The sequence below is a fragment of the Streptomyces sp. NPDC002328 genome, from assembly GCF_042890065.1.
Lineage (GTDB): Bacteria > Actinomycetota > Actinomycetes > Streptomycetales > Streptomycetaceae > Streptomyces.
In genome coordinates, this window is sequence record NZ_JBIARQ010000004.1 from 462,870 (window position 1) to 488,345 (window position 25,476).

The window sequence follows — 25,476 nt, forward strand, 5'->3', positions numbered from 1 at the left end:
CGTCCTGCGGCGGGTCGAGGTCTGCTCGCCCCGCGACGCCCCGACCTGGACGACGTCAATCCCAGCAGCCGGTCTTCGCTCCGTCCGTCTCGGAGCCGACCTTCATCTCGAATCCGGAGCCCGAGTCGAACTCCGGGCCGGCGTCGTAGTCGTGCTCGATCTTCAGATCGCCGGCCGTGGTGAACCGAAGGGTCAGCATGAGGGCGTCGCCGTCCCCGCCTCTGGTGAAGCACAACCCCGCCGCTGTTTCGGGGGTGCCCAAGGCGGGAGGGGCGGGCGGCAGGTACCAGCCGTCCGCCTTGGCGGCGGTGCGGTAGAAGTCGACGACCTCCTGCCGGGAACCGGGGAACGCGTAGACGCGCTCGGCGTAGAGCCAGGCGTCGCCGGTGTCGTCGATGCAGCGCGCGTCGACCGAGTCGAGCCCCTTCGAGGCGGTCGCGCCCTCGGGGGTGGAGTTCAGGATCGGCTGGGAGCGCAGGTCCTTTAGCCGCGCCTCGGTGTCGTCACAGGTGTTGAACGGGGACAGCGCGGAGCAGCCGGTCAGGCCTGCGGTCATCAGGGCGGTGGCCAGGAGCAGTGCCACGGGTAACGCCGTCGGCCGGGCGGGGCGCGTCGGCAGCGGCATGGGGTCTCCGCAAGTTGTTGGGTGGCCCGGGAGGGCCGGGTGTGGCTGGGCGGACGGGCGGAGGCTGGGTGGGTGGCGGGTCCGGAGGTGGATCAGGTCCTCAGAGGTCTCCTGCGCCGTCCAGGCCCGTCAGGGCTCCCACCGGGTCGGCGTCGGGGGTGCCGCGCGGCCACCAGTCTTCGTGGCCCGGCTCGGACTCGTATGCGTACCACAAACCGTCGCGGCCATAGCGGAGTTGGACGTGGCCGCGTGGGTGGGTGAGGTGGTTGCGCCAGGGGCGGAAGGCGGGGAGGTCGGCGGCGAGGAGGAGGGGGCGGGCCCGGTCGAAGCGGCCGGCCGGCGGGTCCCAGGTGTCCTCCAGGACGGTGAGACCGTCGGGGCCGCCCTGACGCCAGGCGGCGACCGCGCGGGACAGCTCGGCCGGGGTCCGCCCTGCGGCGGAGGCCAGGGCGGAGTACAGGGAGCGGGTGGCGGCGGTGAGGCCGGAGCCGGGGCGGGCGGCGGCGAGCCGTACGGCGTCCTCCCAGAGAGTCAGTTCGCCGATCTCGTCGCGGCCGGTGGTGAGCAGGGCGTGCGCGCGGGCAGCCGCGTCGGTGGCGAGCTGGTCCAGGGCGAAGGAGTCGGGGCCGCCGTGCGGGAGCGACGGGTACGCCGGGGGCTGTTCGGGGTGCGGCGGCGCGGGCAAGGGGGGTGGCAGCGGCGGGAGTTGCCGTGCGGACGCCAGGGCGTCCGTGGCTCGGACGCCGGGCAGGGGTTCGGGCTCCCGCTCCTGTGCGGCGCGAGCCGCGCGGGTGGCGTTGCGGCGGGACAGCGCGTCGAGCAGCTCGCGCTCTCCCCGGCCGCGCAGCAGGAGCAGGACGAACGGGTCGGCGTCGAGCAGGCGTGCCGTCTGGTAGCAGAGGGCGGCGGCGTGCTTGCAGGGGTGACCGCGGTCGGGGCAGCTGCACTGCGGGGCGAGGTCGCCGGGCTCCGGCAGCAGCGGCACCCCGCACTCGGCGAGGGACTCGGGCATCTCCTTGTCCAGCAACGCGGCGATGTGCCCCGGGCGCTCCACGGCGGCGTCCAGGAACCGCTCCCAGTCCTCGTCACCGAGGGTGCGCAGCCTGACCTGCACACGGTACGGGCGGGGGCGGCTGCCCTGCACGTAGGCGAGGACGAGCCCCGGCGTGACGGTGATGGCGTCCACGTTCCCCTGCTCGGCGTAACTCCGCCCACGGGCGAGCCGCTTGACGTCCAGCGCGCCTTCTTCGAGGGCGGTGATCCAGGCGTTGCCCCACCAGGTGTCGGCGAAGGGGGTGTGTTCGGTGACGGCGGGCCGGGGCGAGAAGGCAGGGAAGGTGCGGCGGTGGTCGCCGTCGCGGGAGGGGGCGGACATGGAGCGGGGGGTGGGGGCGGACGGGGTGACGGCCGCCTGGGGCGGGGTGTCCTCGCCGGTGGCGGGAGTGGTGGACGGCTCGTCCGTGGGCATCCGGAAGGCGTCGGCGAGCAGGTTACGGACCTCGCGCGCCCGTTCGTCGGCGACAGCGCTCCGGCCCGGTCGGTCACCGGCGCGGGCGGCACCGGGGGCGGCTTCACCGCGCGCAGGCCTGCGGCCGTGCCCGCGACCCCGCCCAGCGGCGTCGGCCGCGTCCTGCCGCGACTTCGCACGCGCCGCCCGAAGGGCCTCCCGCGCGACGTCCCCGGGGCGTACGTCGGCTGCCTGTGAGTCATCCGCCGCACGGGAGGCGGCCGTTGAGGCATCGGCGTCCGCTGAGGGGCCTGTCTCTGCTGAGGGAGGTGTTTGCGCTGAGGGAGGTGTTTCCGCTGCACGGGCGGAGCCGGTCGAGGGCGTGCCGCCCGTGGCGGCAGAGGAGCCCTCTCGCGCCTCCGGAGCCCCTGTCCACGCCGAGCCCGTCGGCGGTGCAGCCGAGCCTGCCGCAGGAGCGGCGTCCGGCCTCGAAGCCGAACCCCCGGCACGGTCAGAGCCCACGACGGAGGCGGAGCCCGTCGCCGGGTCCGAGCCCACCGCCGGGTCCGAGCCGACCGCCGGGTCCGAGCCCGCCACGGAAGGCGGGACCGCTCGCTGGGCGGTGCCCGGCCTGCGCAGTGCCGCTCGCGCGGCGTCGGCGGGACGCTCGCCGGCCGGGCGCTCGCCGGCCGGGCCGCGCAGTTCGCGTGGCTCGCGTGACTCGCGCGGCTCCTCGGACGCCTCCGTCCCGGTGGAGTCCGTCACCGGTGTCGCCCGTGCTCGTGCGGCTCGCAGGGCGCGGCGGGCCTCGTCGGCGGGGCGGGGGGCGTCCTGCCGCTGCGGAGGGGCGGCGTCGGCAGACTGCTGGGCGGCGTCGGCAGTCGAGTCGTTCTCGTTCACTGCGCCTCCCTCCTCAGTCGCACCAGGTCCGACAGTTCACGGTCGGTCAGTTCGGTGAGGGCGGACTCGCCCGCGCCCAGGACGGCGTCGGCCAGGGCTCGTTTGGCCTGGAGCATCTCGGCGATGCGGTCTTCGACCGTGCCCTCGGTGATGAGGCGGTGGACCTGGACGGGCTGGGTCTGGCCGATGCGGTAGGCGCGGTCGGTGGCCTGTTCCTCCACCGCCGGGTTCCACCAGCGGTCGAAGTGGACGACGTGGCCCGCGCGGGTGAGGTTCAGGCCGGTGCCGGCGGCCTTGAGGGAGAGGACCAGGACAGGGGTCGCGCCGCTCTGGAAGCGGTCGACCATGCGCTCGCGTTCGGGCACCGGGGTGCCGCCGTGCAGGAGGTCCACGGGGACCGCGCGGTCGGCCAGGTGGGCGGTGATCAGGCGGGCCATGCCGACGTACTGGGTGAAGACGAGGGCGGAGCCGTCCTCGGCCAGCAGGGTGTCGAGCAGCTCGTCCAGGAGGGCGAGTTTGCCGGAGCGGGAGGCGAGGGCGTCTCCGGTGCCGGGGGTCGTCTCCTTGAGGTAGAGCGCGGGGTGGTCGCAGATCTGCTTGAGCGCGCCGAGGAGTTTCAGGACGAGGCCGCGCCGCGCGATGCCGTCCGACGTCTCGATGGCGAGCATCGACTCGCGCACCACCGCCTCGTACAGCGCGGCCTGTTCGCGGGTGAGCGGGACGGGGTGGTCGGTCTCGGTCTTGGGCGGCAGCTCGGGCACGATGCCGGGGTCGGACTTCTTGCGGCGCAGGAGGAACGGGCGGACCAAGCGGGACAGCCGCTCCACCGCCTCCTCGTCCTCGCCGTTCTCCACCGCGCGCGCGTGCCGGGCCCGGAAGGACTTCAGGGGGCCGAGGAGTCCGGGGGTCGTCCAGTCGAGGAGGGCCCACAGCTCGGAGAGGTTGTTCTCGACGGGCGTGCCGGTGAGCGCCACGCGCGCGGGGGACGCGATGGTGCGCAGGGCCTTCGCCGTCGCCGAGTAGGGGTTCTTGACGTGCTGGGCCTCGTCCGCGACGACCATGCCCCAGGGCTGCCCGCCCAGGGTGGCCGCCGCCGAGCGCATGGTGCCGTACGTGGTGAGGACGAAGCCGCCGGCCACGTCGTCCAGGGTGCGGTCGGCGCCGTGGAAGCGGCGGACGGGGACGCCGGGGGCGAAGCGGGTGATCTCGCGCTGCCAGTTGCCCAGGAGGGAGGCCGGGCACACCACCAGGGTGGGTTCGCTGCGGGCCCGCTTGAGGTGAAGGGCGATGACGGTGATCGTCTTGCCGAGGCCCATGTCGTCGGCGAGGCAGCCGCCGAGGCCGAGCGAGGTCATGAGGTCGAGCCAGGCCAGGCCGCGGAGTTGGTAGTCGCGCAGGGTTGCGTGCAGGCCGGCGGGCGGTTCGGCGGGCCGTACGCCGGTGGTGAGGCGGTCGCGCAGGGCGGCCAGGGCACCGACGGGGACGGCCTCGACGCTCTCCCCGTCGACGTCGGCGGTGCCGGTGAGGGCGACGGACAGGGCGTCCACCGGGTCCAGCAGGCCCAGTTCGCGTTTGCGGGCCTTGCGGACGAGGGCGGGGTCGACGAGGACCCACTGGTCGCGCAGCCGGACGACGGGCCGGTGGGCCTCGGCCAGCGCGTCCATCTCGGCCTCGCTGAGCGGATCGCCGCCGATCGCCAACTGCCAGCGGAACTGGAGCAGTTCCTCGCTCTCGAAGAAGCCCGTGCCGTCGGTCGCGGAGCCCGGCGCGGGCCGTACCACCGCCGTCGCGCTCAGGTCGTGGGCGAGGTCCCTGGGCCAGTGCACGGCCACCCCGGCGGCCGCGAGGCGGGTCGCGGCCACGCCGAGCAGGTCGCCCACCTCGTCCTCGGACAGCGCCAGGACGTCGGGCGCCTCCTGGTCGGCGAGCCGGGCGAGCGGCGGCCACACGCGGGCGGCGCGGCGCACGGCGAGCGCCGCGTCCACGCGTGCGCGTGCCCCGAACGCGGCGTCCGCCTCGCCCGCCCACAGGGCCGCCGCGTCCGTCACCAGCGTGGGGTCGGCGAGGCTGTGCACCTGGACGACGGCGGCTCCCGCGCGGCGCGCGCTCTCGCCGTCGTCGAACAGGTCGTACGCCGACAGGTCCAGCCGGAGTGAGATCCGCACGCCCGCGTCCATGCCGGCGGCGACCTCGGCGGCCCACTCGTGGGCGTCGGACAGCCGCTGCGGCCGGCGGTCCGCGAAGGGCCGCCCGCAGTCGTGGGGCGCGGCGGGCGTGCGGGGCAGGGTGTCCGCGACGGCGTCCAGGAAGGACCGCATCAGGGCCTCGGGGAGCGGCAGCCGCAGCGGGCCGGGGCCGGGCAGCGGGACGGCGTGGCCCTCGTACGGGAGGGCCGCGGCGACGGCGCGCAGGTGGGCGACGTCCTCCGGGTCGAGGGGGCCGGCGCGCCAGGCGTCGTGGCCGGCGGGCGTCAGGCCGGGCAGCAGACGGCCGCGGGCGGCGAGCCGCAGCGCGTGCAGCGCCGCCGCGCCCCAGCAGGCCGTCGCCGGGTGGGCGGCGGGGTCGCGGCGGGCCCGCACCAGGAGCGGGAGCGCGGCGTCGAGGGGAAGCGTCAGCGCGGGGACCTGCCGACGGCGGACGGAGGCCCCGTGCCGGCGTACGACGGTCAACTCGGTGGGACCGGTCCGCTCGGCCCGCGCGGAGGCGGGCAGTGGGCCGTCGTCCGGATCCCAGAAGGCCATGCGGCCGTCGCGTGGGAGGGGCGCGGGCAGGAAGACGGCGGCGAGGCGCACGCCGGGCGGCTCCCCGGGCGGTCCGGCAGCCCTCGTCGTGTCGCCCATCCCGTGTGTTCACCTCCCGCCCGTGCGAAGAAACCAGTGGTCGACCGGTCGTCGATCAGTCGTCTTCGACTCTACGGGCGGGGTCTGACAATCGGCTCCGGCGGCCGTCGGGCGCGGGAGCGGCGCGGTCGGGACGGGCCTAGGGAACCGTGCGGGAGACGACGTACACCAGGGGGTAGGCGGGGTTGCCGGTGTTGACGACGACGTCCAGCGTGGGCCGCGGGTTCTTCTGTTCGTGGACGAAGCCGAAGTTGTCACCGGGGCGGGCGCCGGGCCCGGAGAACTTCCAGCCGCTGACGCTCTGATCCCGCTCGCTTATCGTGATCTTGTCCTTGACCAGGGTGGACCGGTCGAGGCCGAGTTCGGTCAGGAAGGCGTCCAGACCGGCCTGGGTGGTCTGGAACTGCACGTAGAGACGGCTGGTCTTCCAGTTGTTCGTCTCGTAGTACGCGACGTTGTTCGAGGGGTCCGGGACCGGCACCTGGTACAGCCGGCGCTGGACCCTGGACGGCCAGCCCTTGGTCAGGCCGGTCGCCGAGTACTTGGCTTCCTTGTCCTTGCCGCTGTCGCGGCTCTGGTTGGCGGAGATCACCAGGTAGCCGGCGGGTACGCCGATGAGCAGCACGATGATCAGCAGGGTGAGCGCCCTGCGCCGGATCATGTGCCCCCGGGTCTCCGGCGGACGGGAGGGCGGTTCCTCGGCCGGCGGGGCCTGGTGGGGCAGGGAGGCCGTCATGCGGTGTCCCGGGCCCTGCGGGCCGCCTCCGCGAACCGCTCGAAGCGCTCGTAGCGCTCCACCCGGCGGCGCTTGGCGCGCCGGAAGCGGCGGGCGACCAGCCGGGCGAGGTCGGCGGCGCCGACCATGCCGGCCTCGGGGCCGAGCTGGGCGCGCACGATGCGGGCCTCGGGGCGGTAGCCGCGGCCGGTGAGGTGGCGCTTGAAGGCGTCGCGCGCGGGGGCGATCAGCAGGTCGTCGGCGGCCGAGACGCCGCCGCCGATCACGAAGCAGGACGGGTCGAGCGCGGCGGCGAGGTTGGCGATGCCGACGCCGAGCCACTGGCCGATGTCCTGGAGCAGCTCGATGCACATCGCGTCGCCCTCGCGGGCCAGCTCGGTGATCATCGGGCCGGTGATGTCGCCGATGCTGCCCTTGACGTGCTCGATGATCCCGTACGCCACCGGCGAGTCGGCAGCCGCCAGCTCCCGGGCCTCCCTGACCAGCGCGTTGCCGGAGCTGTACTGCTCCCAGCAGCCGCGGTTGCCGCACGGGCAGCGGTGGCCGCCGGGCACGACCTGCATATGGCCGAACTCGCCGGCGACGCCGTACTTGCCGCGCTTGACCTGGCCGTCCTCCAGGATCGCGCCGCCGATGCCGGTGCCGAGGGTGATCATGACGAGGTGGTCCTCGCCGCGGCCGGCGCCGAAGCGCCACTCGGCCCAGGCGGCGGTGTTGGCGTCGTTGTCGACGAGGACGGGGACCGACAGCCGGCCGGAGAGGCGGTCGCGCAGCGGCTCGTTGCGCCAGGACAGGTGGGGCGCGAACAGGACGCGGTTGCGGTCGGCGTCGACCCAGCCGGCCGCGCCGATGCCGACCGCGTGCACGTCGTGCCGGTCGGACAGGTCCAGGACCAGTTCGGCGATGGTGTCCTCGACGACCTTCGGGCTCTTGGACTTGTCCGGCGTCTCCGTGCGGATCGTCTCCAGGATATTGCCGTCGGCGTCGACGACGCCCGCCATCACCTTGGTGCCGCCGATGTCGATGCCCACCGTGGGCACGCGGGGCGCGGTCAGGTGCGAGCGGCGCTCGCGGGTGCCCACGGTGCGCAGGGCGGGGGCGCGACGGGAGCCGATGGGGGCGGTGAAGGTGCCGTAGGTGCTCATCGTCGCCGATTCTGCCTCACGCGCACGTGGGGTGCCGTACGGGGGAGCGAGGGCGTCGCGCGCCGTTCACCGCCGCGGGCGCGTCGTGGCTGGTGGGGCCAGGTGGGGGTCCGGTGGAGCGTCTCGGGGTCGGCCGGTGAAGCCTGTGAGGGGCGGTCGGCGGGGCCGGCGCGGGCCCCGCGCGCGGGCCGTCCTCCCCGGGGCGGACCGGACCCTGAGCCGTCGCATTGTCCGGACATTGCGACCACTGCGGGCCGTCACGGGCCGGACCCACCAGCGACCCGCGGTGCGGCCGGCATGGGCGAGAGGCGGCTCAGGGTCTCACGAGGAGCTGGAACTCGAAGGAGTAGCGGCTCGGGCGGTAGATGTGGTCGCCGAACTCCACCGCGCGGCCGGTGTCGTCGAAGGTCGTGCGCTGCATGGTGAGCAGCGGGGCGCCCTCCTCCTCGGCGAGCCTCTCGGCCTCGTCGGCGGTGGCGGCGCGGGCTCCGATGGACTGGCGGGCGCTGTGCAGGGTGATCCCGGCGGCCCGCATCAGCCGGTACAGGCCGGTGGCCTCCAGCTGCGCCGTGTCCGGGTCGAGCAGCCCCGAGGGGAGGTGGTTGCACAGGTACGCCATGGGCTCCCCGTGCGCCAGCCGCAGCCGCTCCACCCGCTGGACGTCGCCGCCCTCGGGGACGCCGAGCGCGGCGGCGACCTCGGCGGACGCGGGCACAACGGTGTTGACGAGGACCGTGGTCGCGGGGCGCTGCCCGGCGGCCTCCAGGTCGTCGTAGAGGCTGCTCAGCTCCAGGGGGCGCTTGACCTGGCTGTGCACGACCTGGGTGCCGACGCCCCGGCGGCGCACCAGCAGACCCTTGTCGACGAGGGACTGGATCGCCTGGCGCACCGTCGGCCGGGACAGACCGAGCCGGGCGGCGAGCTCGATCTCGTTGCCGAGCAGGCTGCCGGGCGTGAGCGATCCGTGCTCGATGGCGGCTTCCAGCTGCTGCGACAGCTGGAAGTACAACGGCACCGGGGAGCTGCGGTCCACACGGAGTTCCAGCTGCACGGTCGGGTCCACTTCTGGTTTCGGCACGGGCCCGAGCGTAGCTCCGTGGCCGGTTGACGGGAAGTCGTGTAGTTCGGTTGTCCGGACATACGCATTGACACGGCGCGGACTCCGACGTCACCTTGAACACATGCGCATCGGGGTCATCGGGACGGGCCGCATCGGCACCATTCATGCGAACACACTCAGCCGTCACCGTGAGGTCGGATCCCTCATCCTGACGGACACGGAGCCCGCGCGGGCGCAGGAGTTGGCGCTTCGGCTGGGCGAGACGGCCGCGCCGGGAGTCGACGAGATCTTCCGGTGGGGCGTGGACGCCGTGGTCATCACGACGGCGACCTCCGCCCACGCCGAACTGATCGGCCGGGCGGCGCGGTCGGGGCTCCCCGTCTTCTGCGAGAAACCGATCGCCCTGGACCTGGCGGGCACCTTAGCGGCGATCGCCGAGGTCGAGGCTGCCGGAACGATCCTTCAGATGGGGTTCCAGCGCCGCTTCGACGCGGGGTACACGGGGGCGCGGGACGCGGTGCGCTCGGGACGGCTCGGGCGGCTGCACACCGTGCGCGCGGTGACCTCGGACCAGTCGCCGCCGCCCGCCGACTGGCTGCCGGTGTCCGGCGGGCTGTTCCGGGACGCGCTGATCCACGACTTCGACGTGCTGCGCTGGGTGACCGAGCGCGAGGTGACCGACGTGTACGCCGCCGGGTCGGACGCGGGGCCGGCGATGTTCCGCGCGGCCGGTGACGTGGACACGGCCGCGGCGATCCTCACCCTCGACGACGGCACCCTCGCCACCGCGACGGCGACCCGGATGAACGGGGCCGGCTACGACGTCCGCATGGAGCTCGCCGGTGAGCTGGACCAGATCGTGGTGGGTCTGGACGACCGCACCCCGATCGCGTCCACGGAGCCGACCGGCCCCCCGGCGGCGGACAAGCCGTGGACCGGCTTCCTGGAGCGCTTCGGCCCCGCGTACGAGGCCGAGCTGACGGCGTTCGTGGACGTCGTCCGGGGCGGACGCGCCAACCCCTGCGACGGCCGTGAGGCCCTCCAGGCGCTGCGCATCGCCGAGGCCTGCGAGGTGTCACGGCGTGAGCGGAGGGCGGTTCCGCTGTCGGAGATCCCGGGGGCGGGCGGGGGCGCCGAAGCGGTGTTGTCCTCGGGGCCCGTACCTGAGGGTCAGGGGCCGTCTACGGACGACGGGGCGGGGGGCGGACAGGGAGGAGCGGCCGCGGCGCAGATGCAGGACTTCTACGGGACGCCCGGGATCTACAGCGGCCCTCAGGCGTACGGCGGTCCCGAACCCGGAACATACGGCGTCGGCTACCGGTGAGCGGGGTGCGCGGCCCGCGGCTCGGGCCGACGGCCCGCAGTTCGGGCCGGCGGATCACCAGCGCACTCGGAGGCTCCGCACGCCGCGTATCAGGGTGCCCGGGAGCCACTCGCCGGGCGGGCCGTCCAGGGTGAGGGCCGGGGCGCGGTCCAGGAGGGCGCGCAGGGCCGTGCGGGCCTCCAGGCGGGCCAGGGGCGCGCCCAGGCAGTAGTGGATGCCGTGGCCGAAGGCGAGGTGGCCTCGGGTGTCGCGGCGGATGTCGAAGCGGTCGGGGTCGGGAAAGCGCCCGGCGTCCCGGTCGGCGGCGGTGAGGCCGATCATCACCGCGTCGCCGGACGCGATGGACGTGCCGGCGATCTCCAGCGGCTCGGCCGCGAAGCGGAACGTGGCGTTCTCCACCGGGCCCTCGTAGCGCAGGGCCTCCTCGACCGCACCGTCGAGGAGCGTCATGTCGGCGCGCAGGGCGGCGAGTTGCTCCGGGTGCGTGAGCAGGGCGTGGACGGCGTTGGTGATGAGGTTGACCGTCGTCTCGTGGCCGGCGATGAGGAGGAGGAACGCCATCCCCCGCAGCTCGCCCGGTGAGAGCCGGTCGCCGTCCTCGGCCGTGGTGCGGATGAGGTCGCTCAGCAGGTCGCCGCTGTGGCCCGCGCGCCGCTTGTCCCGGATCAGCTCGGTGAGGTACTCCGCGAGGCGGACGAACGCGTCGTACCCGCTCTCGGCGCTGGTGGGCGCGACGACCTCCGTCGACAGCTTGCGGAACTCGGTGCGGTCCAACTCGGGGACGCCCAGCAGTTCGCAGATGACGGTGATGGGCAGGGGGTAGGCGAGCGACTCCACGAGGTCGGCGCTGCCGTGCGGCATCATCACGTCGAGGAGGTCGTCGGTGATCCGCTCGATCCTCGGCCGCAGTTCCTCCACTCGGCGCATGGTGAAGGCGCGGGTGATCAGGCCACGCAGGCGCGTGTGCTGCGGCGGGTCGGTCACCAGCAGGTGCCTGCCGATCATCTCCTCGTCGAGGAAGGTGACGCCGATCCGGCTGCCGTCCTTGGCCAGCCGGGGGTCGGCGAGCGCGGCGCGCGCCTCGTCGTACCCCACGACCAGCCAGGTGTCGTAGTGCCCGTCGGACGCGGGCAGTCGCACCCGGTGGACCGGGCCGTGTTCGCGCAGCCGCGCGTACAGCGGGTGCGGGTCGCGCCGGAACTCCTCGCCGCACTCCTCCAGGTCGATCACGTCGGTCATGCCGCTCCCCCTCGGTCCCACGGTCACCACGCCCCGTCACTGCCTCCCGTCACCGCTCCAACGAACGGGCGGGCCGATCCGTGCCCGCCGTCAGGCCCGGGTTCATTCGTCCAACAGGCCCGCGTCGTAAGCCAGCAGGGCGATCTGCACCCGGTTGTTGAGGTCGAGTTTGGCGAGGACGCGGGAGACGTGCGTCTTCACGGTGGCGACGCTCATGAACAGTTCGGCGGCGATGTCCGCGTTGGACAGGCCGCGGCCGACGGCGACGGCCACCTCGCGTTCGCGTTCACCCAGGATCGCGACGCGCTCACACGCGCGGGAGCGCCGGGTGTCGGCGGACGCGCCGGCCGCGTGCTCCATCAACTGGCGGGTGACGGCGGGCGAGAGCACGGGGTCGCCGGCCGCGACCCGGCGCACCGCGTCGAGGATGTCGGCGGGCGGGGTGTCCTTGAGGACGAACCCGGCGGCGCCCGCGCGCAGCGCCCGCAGCACCTGCTCGTCGGCGTGGAAGGTGGTGAGGACGACGACCTGCGGGGCTTCCTTGCGGGCGCGCAGCCGTTCGGTGGCGGTCAGACCGTCCACCGACGGCATCCGGATGTCCATCAGGACGACGTGCGGGCGCGTCCGGTCGACGAGCGCCTCGACCTCGCCGCCGTCACCGGCCTCGCCGACGATCTCGATGTCGTCGGCGCCGCCCATCATGAAGGACAGTCCCGCGCGCACCAAGGGGTCGTCGTCGACGAGGAGGAGTCTGATCGCAGTCATGGTGCTTACGTAATCACGCCCGCGCGGGGCGAGTTGACGCCGTCGGGGCGACGGGCGGACCTCTACGTCGCCGCGGGCCACGGCAGCCACGCGCGTACCTCGAAGCCGCCGCCGTCGCGCGGCCCGTGCTCCAGGCGGCCGCCGGTCAGGGTGGCTCGTTCGGCGAGGCCGATCAGGCCCTGGCCGGAACCGGGGACGGGCGGTACGTCGCCGTCGGGGGCGGGGTTGCGCACGGTCACGGCGAGGCCCTCGCCGGGGCCGCCGGCGACGGTGACGGCGGCCTCCGCGCCGGGGGCGTGCTTGCGGGCGTTGGTGAGGCACTCCTGGGCGATGCGGTAGGCGGTGCGGCCGACGGAGGCCGGGACGGCGCCCGCCTCGGTGACGCGCTGGTCGAGGGTGACCTTCATGCCCGCCTCGCGGGACTCCGCGACCAGCGCGTCCAGGGCGGCCAGCGTCGGCTGCGGACGGCCGCCGTCGTCGGGCGCGCCGGCCCGCAGGACGCCGATGATCTCCCGCAGGTCCTGGAGGGCCTCGTGGGCGCTCTCGCGGATCACTCCGGCGGCCCGCACGATCTCCGCGCGCGGCGCGTCCGGACGGAACTCCAACGCGCCCGCGTGCACGCTGAGCAGGGTCAGCCGGTGGGCGAGCACGTCGTGCATCTCGCGGGCGATGGCCTCGCGGGCCAGCCGCTGCGCCTGATCGGCGCGCAGCCGCGCCTCCGTCTCGGCGCGCCGGGCCCGGTCGCGCAGGCTCAGCATGAGCTGCCGCTTGGAGCGCACGAACATGCCCCAGCCGATCACCATGACGGTGAACAGCACCGTCCACACCACCGCCGGCCCGTACTCCAGCTCCGGGTCGGGGCGCGCCCAGAGCGCCACCGGGATCAGCGCGAGGTGGCCGAAGCCGATCCAGGCCACGTACCGGAAGGGCCGGTGGACGGCGAGGGTGAACAGGGCGATCGCGCCGGCGCCGCCCGAGGTGGTCGACAGGAAGCCGAGGGGGATCGCCGCGAGCGCGAGGGCGACGGGCCAGCGGCGGCGCAGCCAGAGCGCGGCGCAGGCGAGTGCGCCCAGGAGCTGGTCGGCGACGAGGACGGAGTGCGGCAGCCCCTCCTCACCGGGGAACGTGTCCACCACCGCCAGCCCCACGGCGACCGCCGCAAGGAAGCAGGTGAAGTCGACCACCCAGTCGCGCACGGTACGCCGGGGCCGGGGCCGTGACCGAGTCGGCGGCTGGGACACGGCCCCGTCGGCCCGTCCCTCCGGATACAGCTCGGCGGCCACCGCGGACGGCAGCAGCCATCGGCGTGCCGTGAAGGCGGGCGCGGTCGGCGCGGATTGGTCGTCACCCCTCATGGGCGACGAATCTACGCAGCCGGGAGCCTTCGCACCGCTCCCCCGACGGGATCGACGACCAAAGCGGGCCGGGCCGAGACGGAAGCCGGAACGGGATACGACCAAAGGTTGACCGGCCGCCGACTTTAGGCGCGGGCGGCCGGCAGCGGAGCGAGTCTTCGGTCGGACGCTCCGCGCCCCGCGGCCGATGTGCGCGGAGGGTCCGCGGGGCGAGGATCCGACCATGAGGAAACTGCTGGAAGTACTCGGCTTCATCGCTCTGTTGCAGGGCGTCGCCGGCCTGGTGCACGAGTTCACCGACTGGAACTGGGGGCTCGTGCACCGGTTCGGCGTCCTGGACGGCTACGAGGTCTACGCGAGCGTGGCGCTCCTGGTGTTCGCGTTCGCCCTGTTCGGCGTCGCGGAGGCCCAGAGACCCCGTTGAGCCGGCCGGCGCGGCGGTGGTGGTCGCGGTTCGTTCGAGGTCGGTGTCCGTTCGCCGCCAGCGCTTCGCGGCGGCGGCCGGTGGGATGGACGCATGACGACGACACACGGAACTCTGAACGGCAAGGTGGCCCTCGTGACCGGCGGGAGCCGCGGTATCGGGGCGGCCACGGCGGTGCGACTGGCGCGGGAGGGCGCGGACGTGGCCGTCACCTATGTGAGCGGCGAGGGGGCGGCCAAGGACGTGGTGCGCGAGATCGAGTCGCTGGGGCGTCGGGCGACGGCCCTGCGCGCGGACGTCGCGGACCCCGGGGAGGCGGCCGGCGCGGTGGAGCGCACGGTGCGCGCGTGGGGCCGGCTCGACGTGCTGGTGAACAACGCGGGGATCGGCGTCCTCGGCCTGCTGGAGGGCCTGGCCCTCTCCGACGTCGACCGGGTGCTGGCCGTGAACGTGCGCGGGGTGTTCCTGACGTCGCAGGCGGCCGCCGCCCGGATGACCTCGGGGAGCCGGATCGTCACGATCGGGACCTGTATGACGCAGCGGGTCCCGGGGCCCGGCGGAACGCTGTACGCGATGAGCAAGTCGGCCCTGGTCGGTCTCACCAAGGCCCTCGCCAGGGAGCTGGGCCCGCGCGGGATCACCGCCAACCTCGTCCATCCCGGCCCGATCGACACCGACCTGAACCCGGCGGACGGCCCGTACGCGGCCGGTCAGGCCGCGATGACCGCACTGGGCCGCTTCGGGACGGCCGACGAGGTCGCCGCGACCGTCGCCCACCTGGCGGCCTCGCCGTACGTCACGGGCGCCGAGTTCGCCGTGGACGGCGGACACGCGGCGTGACGCCTCAGCCGCCCAGCTCCTGGTGTCGTGCCGACAGCTTGGCTGCGCCCTCGTCCGTGAGGGAGCCGAAGAGGCGTAGACGGGAAATGCCGCCGTCGGGGTAGATGTCCACGCGTGCGTGCGTGCCCAGCGCCTCGGTCGGCAGGACGAAGCGGTGGTTGGTGTCGGGCTGGAGGCGGGTGCGCGGGAGGATCTCCTGCCAGCCGTCGCCGCCCACGCCACCCGCACCGGACCCACCGACGACGCCCGCCGCGCCGGACCTATCGCCTTCGCCGCCCTCGCGGCCCTCGCCGTTCCTGACCGACACCGCCGCCCAGCCCGCGCTGTTGCCCTTCAGGTACGCCGTGTCGATCTCCAGGGCGCGGATCCGGGCCTGTGCGGCCAGCCGGTAGTGGATCCAGTCGTGGCCGTGGTCGCGGCGGCGGCGGGTCTCCCAGCCGTCGTCCATCTTGCGGGAGCGGCCCGGCTGGATGGTGTTGGTGGCCGGCGAGTAGAAGCGGTCGGAGGCGTCCTCGACCAGGCCGCCGTTCTCCAGGGCGACCACGTCGAAGGCGCCGAGGGCGGTGAGCCACGCGGGGTCGGGGACGACCTCGCCGTACACGCGCAGGCGTGCGATGCCGCCGTCGGGGTGCTGGTTGACCCGGAGGTGAGTGAAGCACTGCTCCAGCGACACGGTGAAACCGTTCGCCGCGTGGCCGCCCACCGGGGTGCGCGGCACGAGCGTCGTCCACTTCACGTCGTCCCCGAGGAGACGCTCCGGGGAGGGGGAGCCGGGCACGGAGGTGCCCTCGATCGACACCGCCTGCGGGTAGTTGCCCCGGAAGTGGGCCGTGTCGACGACGACGCCCCGGACGACGCCGGGCGCGCCGAGCCGGACCAGGGCCCAGTCGTGGTCGTCGGCGGTGGGCCAGGGATGGTCGGCGGACGCGCCGCGCCTGCGGCGGGTCTCCCAGCCGTCCATGATCTTGCCCTTGTGGCCGAAGCGCTCCGGGTCGAACTCGGCGGGCCCGGGCAGCAGCAGGTTCTCCCGTTCGGCGAAGAACTCGTCGTTCGCGGCGACGACGCCCGCGCCGAGCCCCCGGGCGGCGAGGTCGACGTGCCGGGCGAAGGGGAAGTCGGCGGTGCGGTAGTCCGCGTACGGGTCGCCGCCGCCGTAGGGGTTCGCGTCGCCGGTGAAGCTCGGTATCGCCGTCACGGGAGGGGTGCCTTTCGGTCGTCGGCCGCGCGGGTGAGGAGTCGGCCCTTCGGTGCGGTGAACTCGCCGTCGGCGAGGATGCGTTCGCCGCGCAGCCAGGTGGACTTCACGACGCCGTGCAGGGTTTTGCCGGCGTACGCCGTGACGCGGTTGCGGTGCTGGAGGGCCACCGGGTCCACGGTGAAGGTCTCGTCGGGGGCGAGGACGGCGAAGTCGGCGTCGCGGCCCGCCTCGATGGCGCCCTTGCGGTCGAGTCCCACGAGCGCCGCCGTGCGCGTGGACATCCAGCGCACGACGTCCTCCAGGGAGTGGCCCCGCCTGCGTGCCTCCGTCCACACCGCCGGCAGGCTCAGCTGGAGTCCGGAGATGCCGCCCCACGCGGTGGCGAAGTCGCCGGTCTTGAGGTCGGCCGTGGACGGGGAGTGGTCGGTGACCACGCAGTCGACGGTGCCGTCGGCCAGCGCCTGCCACAGCAGGTCCTGGTTGGCGGCCTCGCGGATGGGCGGGCAGCACTTGAACTCGCTGGCGCCGTCCGGGACTTCCTCGGCCGTGAGCGTCAGATAGTGCGGGCAGGTCTCCACCGTGAGGCGGACGCCCTCCGCCCTGGCGGCGGCGATCAGCGGCAGGGCGTCGCTCGACGACAGGTGCAGGACGTGCACGCGCGCGTGGAGGCGTTTCGCCTGGGCGACGAGGCCGGCGATCGCGGTGTCCTCGGCGTGGCGCGGCCGGGAGGCGAGGAAGTCGGCGTAGCGGGGGCCGCCCCGCTGCGGTGCGGCGTCGAGGCGGTGGGGGTCCTCGGCGTGGACGATCAGCAGGCCGTCGAAGCCGGCGATCTCCGCCATGGACCGGGCCAGCGCCTCCTGGTCGAGGTGGGGGAACTCGTCGACGCCGGAGGGCGAGAGGAAGGCCTTGAAGCCGAAGACGCCGGCCTCGTGCAGGGGGCGCAGGTCCTTGACGTTGCCGGGCAGGGCGCCGCCCCAGAAGCCGACGTCGACATGGGCCTTGTCGGCGGCGACCTGACGTTTGGTGCGGAGGTGGTCGACCGTCGTCGTGGGCGGGAGGGAGTTGAGGGGCATGTCGACGAGGGTGGTGATGCCGCCGGCCGCCGCCGCGCGCGTGGCGGTCCAGAAGCCCTCCCACTCGGTGCGGCCCGGGTCGTTGACGTGCACGTGCGTGTCGACCAGGCCGGGCAGCAGGACGTGGTCGCCGAGATCCTCCACGCGTGCGTGCGCGGGTGCTTGCGCGTCGTGCGGGAGGACGGCCGTGATGGTGCCGGCGGAGACCGCGACGGAGGCGGCCCGGGTCCCTTCCGGGGTGATGACGCGCGTCGAGCGCAGCACCAGTTCAGCGTCGGACACCCGGACCCCTCTCTGCCGCGGTTGACTTCCGCGCGCACGGAATTCAACGTTCTGTTGAAGGAGTCTTCCCTTCCGTCTTCAAGACCGTCAAGAGTGCTCCTCTTCAGAGTGCATCACTGTGGCCGCTCCGCATGTTTCCATCAGGTGAAACCACGATTCCGGCAAGCAGAACTCGGTGACGCGCCAACGGGGAGTCGACCGACCGCCGGGTAGGCTTCAGATCTTCCCGCCAGTCTCGAAAGGAACGCGCCCGTGCCGACGTCCAGCGCCAGCGCCAGCGACTCCACCAGGTCCGCCGGCGGCGGAGTCCAGTCCCTCGAGCGCGCCTTCGACCTGCTGGAGCGGATGGCGGACGCGGGCGGCGAGGTCGGCCTGAGCGAACTGTCGGCGAGCAGCGGGCTCCCCCTGCCGACCATCCACCGCCTGATGCGCACCCTGGTGGTCTGCGGTTACGTCCGCCAGCAGCCCAACCGCCGGTACGCGCTGGGCCCGCGGCTGATCCGCCTCGGCGAGTCCGCGTCCCGGCTGCTCGGCACCTGGGCCCGCCCCTACCTCGCCCGCCTGGTCGAGGAGACCGGCGAGACGGCGAACATGGCGCTGCTCGACGGGGACGAGATCGTGTACGTGGCGCAGGTGCCGTCGAAGCACTCGATGCGGATGTTCACCGAGGTCGGCCGCCGTGTCCTGCCGCACTCCACGGGCGTCGGCAAGGCGCTCCTCGCGGGCTTCCCGGACGACGAGGTGCGCGCCCTGCTGGCCCGCACCGGCATGCCCGCCGCGACCGAGAAGACCATCACCACCCCGGACGGCTTCCTGGCGGCGCTGGAGGACGTCCGGCGGACCGGTTACGCGGTCGACGACAACGAGCAGGAGATCGGCGTCCGCTGCCTCGCCGTCCCGGTGCCGGACTCCCCCACTCCGGCGGCCGTCTCCATCTCGGGCCCGGCGGGCCGCGTCACGGAAACGGCCACGGAGAGGATCGTGCCGGTGCTCCAGCAGGTCGCGGGAGCCCTGTCCGAGGCGCTGGCCTCGCAGAGCCACGCCTGACGGCCTCACAGCCCGCCCTTCGGTGATCCGCGGGACGGACGCCTCAGCCCCGCCCCCGCGGCGGCTCCCCGAACAGCTCCACCGCGCGGCGCACCTCGGACAGGCCGCGGGACAGGGCGCTCATCGAGCCGATCGCGCCGGCGATCAGCAGTAACGACCGGCGCAGACGCGGGACTTCGGGTGTGCCGTGGACCGCCATCGCGGCGAGGGCGGCGAGTTCGTCCTCGGCGATGGCGCGGTCCGGGAACTCGGCCGGGTGCGTGGCGAGTTCGCGGCGCAGCCGGGACACCGCGGTCCGCAGTTCCGCCACCCTGGGATCCTCGTCACGCCCGGTCACTGGCCTCTGCCCCAAGCTCCGCAACACAGCTCTCCCCCCCTCGCACACCCGCGTGCGCGAGTACGTGGTGCCCCGCGAGCATCCCGGGGCGGTGGTCGGTCGCCGAGGGACGCGGGTCAGTAAACGCCACCCGATGCCGGATCGCCACCACGCGGACCGAATTTCAGCCTGCGGGTATGCAGAACGTATGACGCACACGGAAACGGAAGACCAGGTCGCCGGGCTGCTGCTCGCGGCGGGCGGGGGACGCCGGCTCGGGGGACGCCCCAAGGCACTGCTGACGCACCGGGGACGCCCGCTCGTCGAGCACGCGGCGCAGGCGCTGCGCACGGCGGGCTGCGGGCGCGTCCACGTGGTCCTCGGGGCCTCCGCCGACGCCGTACGCGAGCGGGCGCGGCTGGAGGGATGCGTGCTGGTCGCCAACCCGCTGTGGGAGCAGGGCATGGGCGTCTCGCTGCGGGCCGGGCTGGAGTCGCTGGCCGGGACGGGTGCGCGGGCCGCGCTGGTGAGCCTGGTCGACCAGCCCGGGATCGGTCCCGAGGCGATGGCCCGGGTGCTCGCCGGGTACGCGTCGGAGGACTCGCTCGTGGCGGCCTCGTACGACGGGCGGCGCGGGCACCCGGTGCTGCTCGGGGCCCGGCACTGGGCGGGCGTCGCCGCCGCCGCGACCGGCGACCGGGGGGCCCGCGCCTATCTGAAGGCCCACGAGGACGAGGTGACGCTGGTGGAGTGCGGGGACGTGGCGCAGCCGTACGACATCGACACGGAGGGCGACCTGAGTCGCCTGGAGTGACCATTGAACTTCCACGATGAGGAAACTACTATCCACTGGCACGCGGCGCCTCGCACGCCGTCTCCCGCCCGCCGAAGGAAGTGACCGCTCATGTCAGCCCCAGCGCCCTCCCCGCTGGCCATCGTCGACGCCGAGCCCCTGCCGCGGCAGGAGGAGGTCCTCACGGACGCGGCCCTCGCCTTCGTGGCCGAACTGCACCGCCGGTTCACACCGCGCCGCGACGAACTGCTCGCCCGCCGGGCGGAGCGCCGCGCCGAGATCGCCCGCACCTCCACGCTCGACTTCCTCCCCGAGACCGCCGCGATCCGCGCCGACGACTCCTGGAAGGTGGCCCCCTCCCCCGCGGCCCTGGAGGACCGCCGGGTCGAGATCACCGGCCCCACCGACCGCAAGATGACCGTCAACGCCCTCAACTCGGGCGCCCGGGTGTGGCTCGCGGACTTCGAGGACGCCTCCGCGCCCACCTGGGAGAACGTGGTCCTCGGGCAGATCAACCTGGTCGACGCCTACACCCGCGCCATCGACTTCACCGACCCGAACTCCGGCAAGTCGTACGCCCTGCGCCCCGACGCCGAGTTGGCCACCGTCGTGATGCGCCCGCGCGGCTGGCACCTGAACGAGCGTCACCTCGTCGACGCCGACGGCGTCCCGGTGCCGGGTGCGCTCGTCGACTTCGGCCTGTACTTCTTCCACAACGCCCAGCGCCTCCTGGACCTCGGCAAGGGCCCGTACTTCTACCTCCCCAAGACCGAGTCGCACCTCGAAGCCCGCCTGTGGAACGAGGTGTTCGTGTTCGCGCAGGACCACGTCGGCATCCCGCAGGGCACCGTCCGCGCCACCGTCCTCATCGAGACGATCACGGCGGCGTACGAGATGGAGGAGATCCTCTACGAACTCCGCGACCACGCCTCCGGGTTGAACGCGGGCCGCTGGGACTACCTGTTCTCCATCGTGAAGAACTTCCGTGACGGCGGGCCCCGGTTCGTCCTCCCGGACCGCAACGCCGTGACGATGACCGCCCCGTTCATGCGCGCGTACACCGAACTCCTCGTCCGCACCTGCCACAAGCGCGGCGCGCACGCGATCGGCGGCATGGCGGCCTTCATCCCGTCCCGCCGCGACGCCGAGGTCAACAAGGTCGCCTTCGAGAAAGTCCGCGCCGACAAGGACCGTGAGGCCGGGGACGGCTTCGACGGCTCGTGGGTCGCCCACCCCGACCTCGTCCCGCTCGCCATGGAGTCCTTCGACAAGGTGCTCGGCGACCGGCCGAACCAGAAGGACCGGCTGCGCGAGGACGTCGACGTCAAGGCCGCCGACCTGATCGCGATCGACTCGCTGGAGGCGAGGCCGACGTACGACGGGTTCGTCAACGCGGTGCAGGTCGGCGTCCGTTACATCGAGGCCTGGCTGCGCGGGCTCGGCGCGGTGGCCATCTTCAACCTGATGGAGGACGCGGCCACCGCCGAGATCTCACGCTCGCAGATCTGGCAATGGATCAACGCGGGCGTCGAGTTCGAGCGCGAGGGGCGGACCGTGAAGGTCACCCCGGAGCTGGCCCGCGAGGTCGCCGCCGCCGAACTGGCCGCCGTCCGCGCGGAGATCGGCGACGAGGCCTTCGCCGCCGGACACTGGCAGCAGGCCCACGACCTGCTGCTCCAGGTCTCCCTGGACGAGGACTACGCGGACTTCCTCACGCTGCCGGCCTACGAGCAGCTCAAGGGCTGAGCCCCGCGCACGGGCCGCCTCAGGGTGCGGGCGTGTCCGAGTGGCCCAGGGGCTTCCCCGGGGCCACGAGGTCGCGCACGGCCCGCTTGACCGCCGTGGGCTCCGGGAAGCCCTGCTCACGGCGGTCCCACACCACCTCGTCGTTCACCCGGACGACGAAGACGCCGCCCGTGCCGGGCCGCAGCGCCAGCTCGGTGAGCTCGGCCTCGAACGTCGTCAGCAGCTCCTGCGCCAGCCAGGCGGCCCGGGGCAGCCAGCGGCACTGGGTGCAGTACTCGATCTCCACGCGCCGGACGTCACTGACGTCGCTCATCCCAGATGCACCGACCAATCCTGTTCCGCGGCCGGCTTGCCGTGCAGGTCGGGGACCCGCTTGAGCCAGTTCGGCCGTCCCTGCTGGGTCTTCGCCGCGCGCAGCGCCTCCTCGGCGGCGAGCTCCTCCCGGGTGGGGAAGTCGGTGGGCAGCCAGGCCGCGGAGGCCCTTACGCGCGCGTGAAGGTGGTCCACGTACGCCGTCCGGGCGTCGTCGGCCGTGGCGAAGGCCGGGTCGTCCGCGAGCCAGGCGTCGGGGACCTCGGCGACGATCTCCCGGAGCAGTTCCTCGGTGACCCTGGGCGCCAGCTCGGCGTCGGCGGCGCGCACGTCGGGCGCGTAGTGGCCGAGGGCGTGGTGGCGGAAGTCGTAGGCCTTGGCGGGGTCGGCGCCGTCCCAGCGGTGGTGGAAGACGAGCGCCGCGCCGTGGTCGATCAGCCACAGACGCGGGGGCGCGGTCCCGAACGTGGGCCACACCATCAGGTTGGAACTGTGCACCGTGCGGTCGACGTTGGCGGTGAGGGCGTCCAGCCAGACGACCCGGCCCGCCTCCAGCGGATCCACGCGGAAGGTCTTGGCGACCTCCGGGGTGAAGTCGCGCGCGCCGGGCAGGTAGTCCATGCCGAGGTTGAGGCCCGCGCTCGCGCCGTGCAGGTCCCGCACCTCCTGGTGGGGTTCGCCGTCGGCGATCGCCGGGTCGAAGCGGACCATGACCAGCTCGGGGAAGCGCAGCCCGAGGGCGCGCGCCAGCTCGCCCACGACGATCTCGGCGACCAGCGCCTTGCGGCCCTGGGCCGAACCGGTGAACTTCACGACGTAGGTGCCCAGGTCGTCGGCCTCGACGACACCGGGGACGGAGCCGCCGGAGCGCAGGGGTTCGACGTAGCGGGTCGCAGTGACATATCTCAACATTTCCTCAGGCCACCCGCCTCTTCAGCCTTGCAATCCACGGCCAACCTTGGGGCCTCAAACAGCGGAAATTGCCCGTCAGCAGTTCTGGGGAGAATCTGGGGAGTTTCGAATGGCATGCAGATCTCCCTGCCTCCCCAGCAGTCCGTCGATGGCCGTCCGCCCCTTGCTTCCGGCCTCCGGCATGAAGTGAGCATAGTAACCGAGGGTGATCGCTGGCGAGGAGTGCCCGAGCCACCGCGCCAGGGTCACGACGGATTCTCCGGCCTCCAGCATGATGGAGGCGTATGTGTGCCGCAGCGCGTGGAAGCCGTCCTTCGGCGCAGCCTCCCATTGCCAGTCCTTTGTCCCCTTGGCGCGCGGCGGGATGATTCCGGCCTTGGCCAACGCGGGCTTCCAGGTGTATGTGTTCCACGTGTTCACCGCGATGGCGTTGCCGAATCGCGTAGTGAGCAGCAGCGAGAACTTCCTTCGCGGTCCTTCCGGCTTCTCCCACGGGAGCTCAACCTCGACCGGCGGGAACACTGCGACGTGGCGCTTGAGCTCCTCGGCAACCGTGGAGGGCATGTCGACGACACGGGTCTTCTTCCCTTTCGGCAGGGCGAAGTACAGCCTCCCCTTGATCGCTTGGACCTGGCGGCGGACATGAAGCACGCCTCTCGCGTAGTCGATGTCCTCCGGGCTCAGTCCGAACACCTCGCCCTGGCGAAGTCCGCACCCCAGGCCGAGGACGACAGTGATCCGATTGCGCGGGTTGATGACGTCGAGGACTCGCAGCGCCGTCTCCAACGACCAAGCCTCGCGGCGCTCCTGTGGCGCCTTGGGCCACCGCACGGACTTCGCGTGCATGGGGTTGCTGGCGATCCGCTTGTCATCGACGGCCGCCTCGATAATGGAGGACACCGCCGACAGAATGCCGCGCTGGTAGTCAACCGAGGACACCGTTGACCCCAGCTTGGCTGTGTACGCGCGCAGATCCGCCGCCGTGATGTTCTTGAGGGGCAGTTGCCCCAGGTGCGGAATGATGTGCAGGCGCGCTCGTCGCTCCTGGTTGTCCTGGGTCTTCGGAACACCGCCTCTGCCCGGCGCCCAGTGCATCGCGATGTAGTCGGCCAGCGTGATGGATCCGTCGCGCGGGTCTACGAACTCGCCGCGCTCCTCGTCCGTGGCCGCCGCCGGAGCCACGCCTTGGCGTCTTCCAGGACGTCGAAGGATCGATCCCGCACCCCAGGTATGCCGACGACCTTGTACCGTTTCCCCTTGCCGTAGCGGGCGGTTTTCTCCCTCCGCCGTCCGGCTCGTGCCTGGCTCGCAATGGGTGACGCTCCACCTGGACGGCACCGCAGACATCGACCTGCTCATGACCTTGGTCAGCCTTGCCCTGCAGGCACACCAGGCATGGCCGGATCCCAGCGACAGCTCACGCGCGCGGTGCAATGATCAACACAGTGGGACCCTTCCGCATGAGAATCTCAGCGGAGGCTAAGCAGCACCCTTCCAGGCAGGTGGCACAGTGGCGGACAAGGCACGCGAAGAAGACGCCATCCGCGGAGTTGTGGAGCGTCTTAAGAACGCCTTCAGCACGACACACAGCCCGCCCGAGGTTGAAGCAGCCGTAGCCAGAGCTCATGCGTCGTTCACCGACCGGCCTGTACGCGAATTCGTCCCCATGCTGGTCGAACGCAAGGCACGGAGCATCCTCAACAACCATCCAGCTGACGACGCATAGCCAGAAGCGGGGCGGGCGGCCACCCGGACAGGTGGCCGCCCACGCGCGCTGTCACAAGCTGAGGTAGAAGCGCACGGTCGTGCCGTCGTCGCCGGTGTGCAACCGCACCAGGTCGGCCACGTAGTGGACCAGCATCAGGCCCCGGCCGCCCAGTTGGCCGCGCTCCGGCGGGCGGCGGCCGGCCAGCGGATCGGTCAGCCGGCCCGCATCGCGGACCTCACACACCAGCTGCCCCTGCTCGGCCCAGACGGCGAGCGTCCCGCGGCCTCCGCCGTGGACCACGCTATTGGTCGTCAGCTCCGCGACCGCCAGCTCCACATCCATCAGCCGCTCCCCCACCAGGCCAAGCCGCATCGCCTGAGCGAGAGCGAACTGGCGGACCGCCGGAAGGTCCTCACCACCGTAGGAGAAGACCGCGGCGTCCGGTGCAGGCGCAAGCTCTTGGTTGTACCGATCGACGACCGCCTGCCAGTCGTAGGCGTCGCTGACCGACTCACGTCCATCCCCGCTGATGACGGTCGGGTGCGTAACCCGCGCATCGGCGAGAACCTCCGGGTCCAGCCGCACCTCGTCATAGGGGCACAGGATCGTCACCGCCCGGCCCTCGAACGCGGCGTTGATCAGCGCCTCGTGCTGCGCGCACGCCGGGTACTCCACCGCGCTGCGCCCGGCCCAGATCGGCTCGCCGATGATCCGCACACGCCCCTTCGGGTGGGCGTCGGCGAATCCGCGCAGCACCTTGGGGATGATCCGCCCCGGGTTGCGGCCGGCCTCGGTCATGTCCAGGAACAGGATGCCCTCGGCGTCCCCGCCCAGACCTGCCTTGATCAGCTCCAGGTTGGGGCCGGGCACCGCCACGGCCATCGGCTCGCCGTTGCTCAGGCCCTCGCGCAGGAAGGCCACCGTCTGCCGCGTGTACTCCTGCTCGGTGCGGTAGAAAAGGGCAGGGTGCACGAACGCCTCGTGGGTGGTCACCGTGCTCATCACAGAGCCACCTCGAGCCGGTCCAGGCCCGGCCAGAACATCTCCAACACCCGCGGCAGCTGCGGCGGGGGATTCTCGACCACAACCCTCCCGTCGGGCAGGTTCATTGCCGTGACCGCCAGCGCACTCACCCCGGCCACGTCGACGAACGCCACATCCGACAACTCCACGTACGACACGCCCGCGTGCCGGCGGGCCAGCTCGGACAGGGCCTGCTCCCACGACGGGCGGGTGAGGGCGCTGATCTCACCGCGGGCACGTATCCCGGTACGACCGGGCAACGGGCTCACCTCCAACGCGGCCCTCCCGGGCGCCACCCGGGGGCCGCCCACCGCATGTGGGGCATCCACGCTCGGACTCCTTCACATCAGGCCGCCTGCCACCGTC

Annotated in this window: 24 protein-coding genes and 1 pseudogene; 8 read left to right on the forward strand and 17 right to left on the reverse strand. The window is 73.1% G+C overall.

The genetic code is table 11. The features are described from left to right. Positions 1-55: 55 nt before the first annotated feature. The 6 genes from ACFYX4_RS14520 to ACFYX4_RS14545 all read right to left on the reverse strand — a co-directional run bounded on the left by ACFYX4_RS14520 (position 56) and on the right by ACFYX4_RS14545 (position 8,744). Entirely contained in the window at positions 56-625 is a 570-nt protein-coding gene (locus ACFYX4_RS14520) for a hypothetical protein (RefSeq protein ID WP_389331387.1), read from the reverse strand. A gap of 100 nt (positions 626-725) precedes the next feature. Continuing rightward, the gene (locus tag ACFYX4_RS14525) at positions 726-2,867 is read right to left on the reverse strand and encodes an SWIM zinc finger family protein (protein ID WP_389331759.1); all 2,142 of its coding nucleotides are present in this window, start codon (positions 2,865-2,867) and stop codon (positions 726-728) included. Positions 2,868-2,968: 101 nt separating this feature from the next. After that, complete coding sequence (locus tag ACFYX4_RS14530; RefSeq protein ID WP_389331390.1) at positions 2,969-5,812, reverse strand: DEAD/DEAH box helicase; 2,844 nt, start codon at positions 5,810-5,812, stop codon at positions 2,969-2,971. 139 nt (positions 5,813-5,951) lie between these two features. After that, a complete protein-coding gene (locus ACFYX4_RS14535; RefSeq protein ID WP_389331393.1) occupies positions 5,952-6,548 on the reverse strand; it encodes a sugar kinase in 597 nt (198 codons plus the stop codon). After that, positions 6,545-7,693 (reverse strand): ROK family glucokinase, encoded by a 1,149-nt coding sequence (locus tag ACFYX4_RS14540; protein ID WP_389331395.1) that lies wholly within the window; start codon positions 7,691-7,693, stop codon positions 6,545-6,547. Before ACFYX4_RS14540 ends, ACFYX4_RS14535 begins: the two co-directional genes overlap by 4 nt. Before the next feature lie 313 nt (positions 7,694-8,006). Next, a complete protein-coding gene (locus ACFYX4_RS14545) occupies positions 8,007-8,744 on the reverse strand; it encodes a GntR family transcriptional regulator (RefSeq protein WP_389331762.1) in 738 nt (245 codons plus the stop codon). A gap of 130 nt (positions 8,745-8,874) precedes the next feature. Here ACFYX4_RS14545 and ACFYX4_RS14550 point away from each other — a divergent pair. Next, a pseudogene (locus ACFYX4_RS14550) lies at positions 8,875-9,873 on the forward strand (Gfo/Idh/MocA family oxidoreductase); the annotation flags it as partial. 258 nt (positions 9,874-10,131) lie between these two features. On the opposite strand, the gene ACFYX4_RS14555 reads toward ACFYX4_RS14550, so the two are convergent. From ACFYX4_RS14555 to ACFYX4_RS14565, 3 genes are all read right to left on the reverse strand, one after another. Further along, entirely contained in the window at positions 10,132-11,316 is a 1,185-nt protein-coding gene (locus ACFYX4_RS14555; protein ID WP_389331398.1) for a cytochrome P450, read from the reverse strand. 102 nt (positions 11,317-11,418) lie between these two features. Next, entirely contained in the window at positions 11,419-12,081 is a 663-nt protein-coding gene (locus ACFYX4_RS14560) for a response regulator (RefSeq protein ID WP_389331401.1), read from the reverse strand. Positions 12,082-12,143: 62 nt separating this feature from the next. Continuing rightward, the gene (locus ACFYX4_RS14565) at positions 12,144-13,436 is read right to left on the reverse strand and encodes a sensor histidine kinase (protein ID WP_389331404.1); all 1,293 of its coding nucleotides are present in this window, start codon (positions 13,434-13,436) and stop codon (positions 12,144-12,146) included. 223 nt (positions 13,437-13,659) lie between these two features. On the opposite strand from ACFYX4_RS14565, the gene ACFYX4_RS14570 reads away from it, so the two are divergent. Both ACFYX4_RS14570 and ACFYX4_RS14575 read left to right on the forward strand, forming a co-directional pair. Continuing rightward, the gene (locus ACFYX4_RS14570; protein ID WP_389331407.1) at positions 13,660-13,860 is read left to right on the forward strand and encodes a hypothetical protein; all 201 of its coding nucleotides are present in this window, start codon (positions 13,660-13,662) and stop codon (positions 13,858-13,860) included. Positions 13,861-13,953: 93 nt separating this feature from the next. Beyond that, positions 13,954-14,700, forward strand: a complete 747-nt coding sequence (locus tag ACFYX4_RS14575) for an SDR family oxidoreductase (RefSeq protein WP_389331410.1) — start codon at positions 13,954-13,956, stop codon at positions 14,698-14,700. Positions 14,701-14,704: 4 nt separating this feature from the next. Here ACFYX4_RS14575 and alc read toward each other — a convergent pair whose 3' ends face one another. After that, positions 14,705-15,895, reverse strand: a complete 1,191-nt coding sequence (alc, locus tag ACFYX4_RS14580; protein ID WP_389331412.1) for an allantoicase — start codon at positions 15,893-15,895, stop codon at positions 14,705-14,707. After that, the gene (gene allB, locus ACFYX4_RS14585) at positions 15,892-17,253 is read right to left on the reverse strand and encodes an allantoinase AllB (RefSeq protein WP_389331415.1); all 1,362 of its coding nucleotides are present in this window, start codon (positions 17,251-17,253) and stop codon (positions 15,892-15,894) included. Before allB ends, alc begins: the two co-directional genes overlap by 4 nt. Positions 17,254-17,505: 252 nt before the next feature. Between allB and ACFYX4_RS14590 the strand changes: the two genes are divergently transcribed. After that, positions 17,506-18,300, forward strand: coding sequence for an IclR family transcriptional regulator (locus ACFYX4_RS14590; protein WP_389331418.1), 795 nt, complete (start codon positions 17,506-17,508; stop codon positions 18,298-18,300). 43 nt (positions 18,301-18,343) lie between these two features. Here the strand turns inward: ACFYX4_RS14590 and ACFYX4_RS14595 are convergent, their stop codons facing one another. Beyond that, a complete protein-coding gene (locus ACFYX4_RS14595; RefSeq protein ID WP_389331421.1) occupies positions 18,344-18,637 on the reverse strand; it encodes a DUF5955 family protein in 294 nt (97 codons plus the stop codon). 187 nt (positions 18,638-18,824) lie between these two features. On the opposite strand from ACFYX4_RS14595, the gene ACFYX4_RS14600 reads away from it, so the two are divergent. Together ACFYX4_RS14600 and aceB are read left to right on the forward strand one after the other, a co-directional pair. After that, positions 18,825-19,430 (forward strand): NTP transferase domain-containing protein, encoded by a 606-nt coding sequence (locus ACFYX4_RS14600; protein WP_389331423.1) that lies wholly within the window; start codon positions 18,825-18,827, stop codon positions 19,428-19,430. 90 nt (positions 19,431-19,520) lie between these two features. Then, entirely contained in the window at positions 19,521-21,155 is a 1,635-nt protein-coding gene (gene aceB / locus ACFYX4_RS14605; protein ID WP_389331426.1) for a malate synthase A, read from the forward strand. Positions 21,156-21,174: 19 nt separating this feature from the next. On the opposite strand, the gene ACFYX4_RS14610 is transcribed toward aceB, so the two are convergent. The 3 genes from ACFYX4_RS14610 to ACFYX4_RS14620 all read right to left on the reverse strand — a co-directional run bounded on the left by ACFYX4_RS14610 (position 21,175) and on the right by ACFYX4_RS14620 (position 23,561). Beyond that, complete coding sequence (locus ACFYX4_RS14610) at positions 21,175-21,468, reverse strand: SelT/SelW/SelH family protein (protein ID WP_389331429.1); 294 nt, start codon at positions 21,466-21,468, stop codon at positions 21,175-21,177. Continuing rightward, positions 21,465-22,379, reverse strand: coding sequence for a HipA family kinase (locus ACFYX4_RS14615; protein WP_389331432.1), 915 nt, complete (start codon positions 22,377-22,379; stop codon positions 21,465-21,467). The genes ACFYX4_RS14610 and ACFYX4_RS14615 overlap by 4 nt, the downstream gene beginning before the upstream one ends. Before the next feature lie 75 nt (positions 22,380-22,454). After that, positions 22,455-23,561 (reverse strand): tyrosine-type recombinase/integrase, encoded by a 1,107-nt coding sequence (locus ACFYX4_RS14620; protein ID WP_389331435.1) that lies wholly within the window; start codon positions 23,559-23,561, stop codon positions 22,455-22,457. On the opposite strand from ACFYX4_RS14620, the gene ACFYX4_RS14625 reads away from it, so the two are divergent. Together ACFYX4_RS14625 and ACFYX4_RS14630 are read left to right on the forward strand one after the other, a co-directional pair. Continuing rightward, entirely contained in the window at positions 23,497-23,862 is a 366-nt protein-coding gene (locus ACFYX4_RS14625) for a luciferase family protein (protein ID WP_389331765.1), read from the forward strand. The genes ACFYX4_RS14620 and ACFYX4_RS14625 overlap by 65 nt on opposite strands. Positions 23,863-23,889: 27 nt before the next feature. Next, positions 23,890-24,105, forward strand: coding sequence for a three-helix bundle dimerization domain-containing protein (locus tag ACFYX4_RS14630; protein ID WP_389331438.1), 216 nt, complete (start codon positions 23,890-23,892; stop codon positions 24,103-24,105). A 51-nt stretch (positions 24,106-24,156) separates the two neighbouring features. Here ACFYX4_RS14630 and ACFYX4_RS14635 read toward each other — a convergent pair whose 3' ends face one another. Beyond that, entirely contained in the window at positions 24,157-25,089 is a 933-nt protein-coding gene (locus ACFYX4_RS14635; RefSeq protein ID WP_389331441.1) for an anti-sigma factor RsbA family regulatory protein, read from the reverse strand. Further along, positions 25,089-25,439 carry an STAS domain-containing protein gene (locus tag ACFYX4_RS14640; protein ID WP_389331444.1) on the reverse strand — a complete coding sequence of 117 codons (351 nt, stop codon included), beginning with the start codon at positions 25,437-25,439 and terminating at the stop codon, positions 25,089-25,091. Before ACFYX4_RS14640 ends, ACFYX4_RS14635 begins: the two co-directional genes overlap by 1 nt. Positions 25,440-25,476: the final 37 nt, after the last annotated feature.

What these genes read in the sequence shown, in the direction of transcription:
- ACFYX4_RS14560 (WP_389331401.1), bottom strand. Translation starts at nt 12,081, where the DNA reads ATGACTGCGATCAGACTCCTCCTCGTCGACGACGACCCCTTGGTGCGC.
- ACFYX4_RS14530 (WP_389331390.1), bottom strand. Translation starts at nt 5,812, where the DNA reads ATGGGCGACACGACGAGGGCTGCCGGACCGCCCGGGGAGCCGCCCGGC.
- ACFYX4_RS14625 (WP_389331765.1), top strand. Translation starts at nt 23,497, where the DNA reads ATGGATCCGTCGCGCGGGTCTACGAACTCGCCGCGCTCCTCGTCCGTG.
- ACFYX4_RS14520 (WP_389331387.1), bottom strand. Translation starts at nt 625, where the DNA reads ATGCCGCTGCCGACGCGCCCCGCCCGGCCGACGGCGTTACCCGTGGCA.
- aceB (WP_389331426.1), top strand. Translation starts at nt 19,521, where the DNA reads ATGTCAGCCCCAGCGCCCTCCCCGCTGGCCATCGTCGACGCCGAGCCC.
- ACFYX4_RS14540 (WP_389331395.1), bottom strand. Translation starts at nt 7,693, where the DNA reads ATGAGCACCTACGGCACCTTCACCGCCCCCATCGGCTCCCGTCGCGCC.
- ACFYX4_RS14600 (WP_389331423.1), top strand. Translation starts at nt 18,825, where the DNA reads ATGACGCACACGGAAACGGAAGACCAGGTCGCCGGGCTGCTGCTCGCG.
- ACFYX4_RS14555 (WP_389331398.1), bottom strand. Translation starts at nt 11,316, where the DNA reads ATGACCGACGTGATCGACCTGGAGGAGTGCGGCGAGGAGTTCCGGCGC.
- ACFYX4_RS14570 (WP_389331407.1), top strand. Translation starts at nt 13,660, where the DNA reads ATGAGGAAACTGCTGGAAGTACTCGGCTTCATCGCTCTGTTGCAGGGC.
- ACFYX4_RS14615 (WP_389331432.1), bottom strand. Translation starts at nt 22,379, where the DNA reads ATGTTGAGATATGTCACTGCGACCCGCTACGTCGAACCCCTGCGCTCC.
- ACFYX4_RS14610 (WP_389331429.1), bottom strand. Translation starts at nt 21,468, where the DNA reads ATGAGCGACGTCAGTGACGTCCGGCGCGTGGAGATCGAGTACTGCACC.
- ACFYX4_RS14575 (WP_389331410.1), top strand. Translation starts at nt 13,954, where the DNA reads ATGACGACGACACACGGAACTCTGAACGGCAAGGTGGCCCTCGTGACC.
- ACFYX4_RS14635 (WP_389331441.1), bottom strand. Translation starts at nt 25,089, where the DNA reads ATGAGCACGGTGACCACCCACGAGGCGTTCGTGCACCCTGCCCTTTTC.
- ACFYX4_RS14535 (WP_389331393.1), bottom strand. Translation starts at nt 6,548, where the DNA reads ATGACGGCCTCCCTGCCCCACCAGGCCCCGCCGGCCGAGGAACCGCCC.
- ACFYX4_RS14565 (WP_389331404.1), bottom strand. Translation starts at nt 13,436, where the DNA reads ATGAGGGGTGACGACCAATCCGCGCCGACCGCGCCCGCCTTCACGGCA.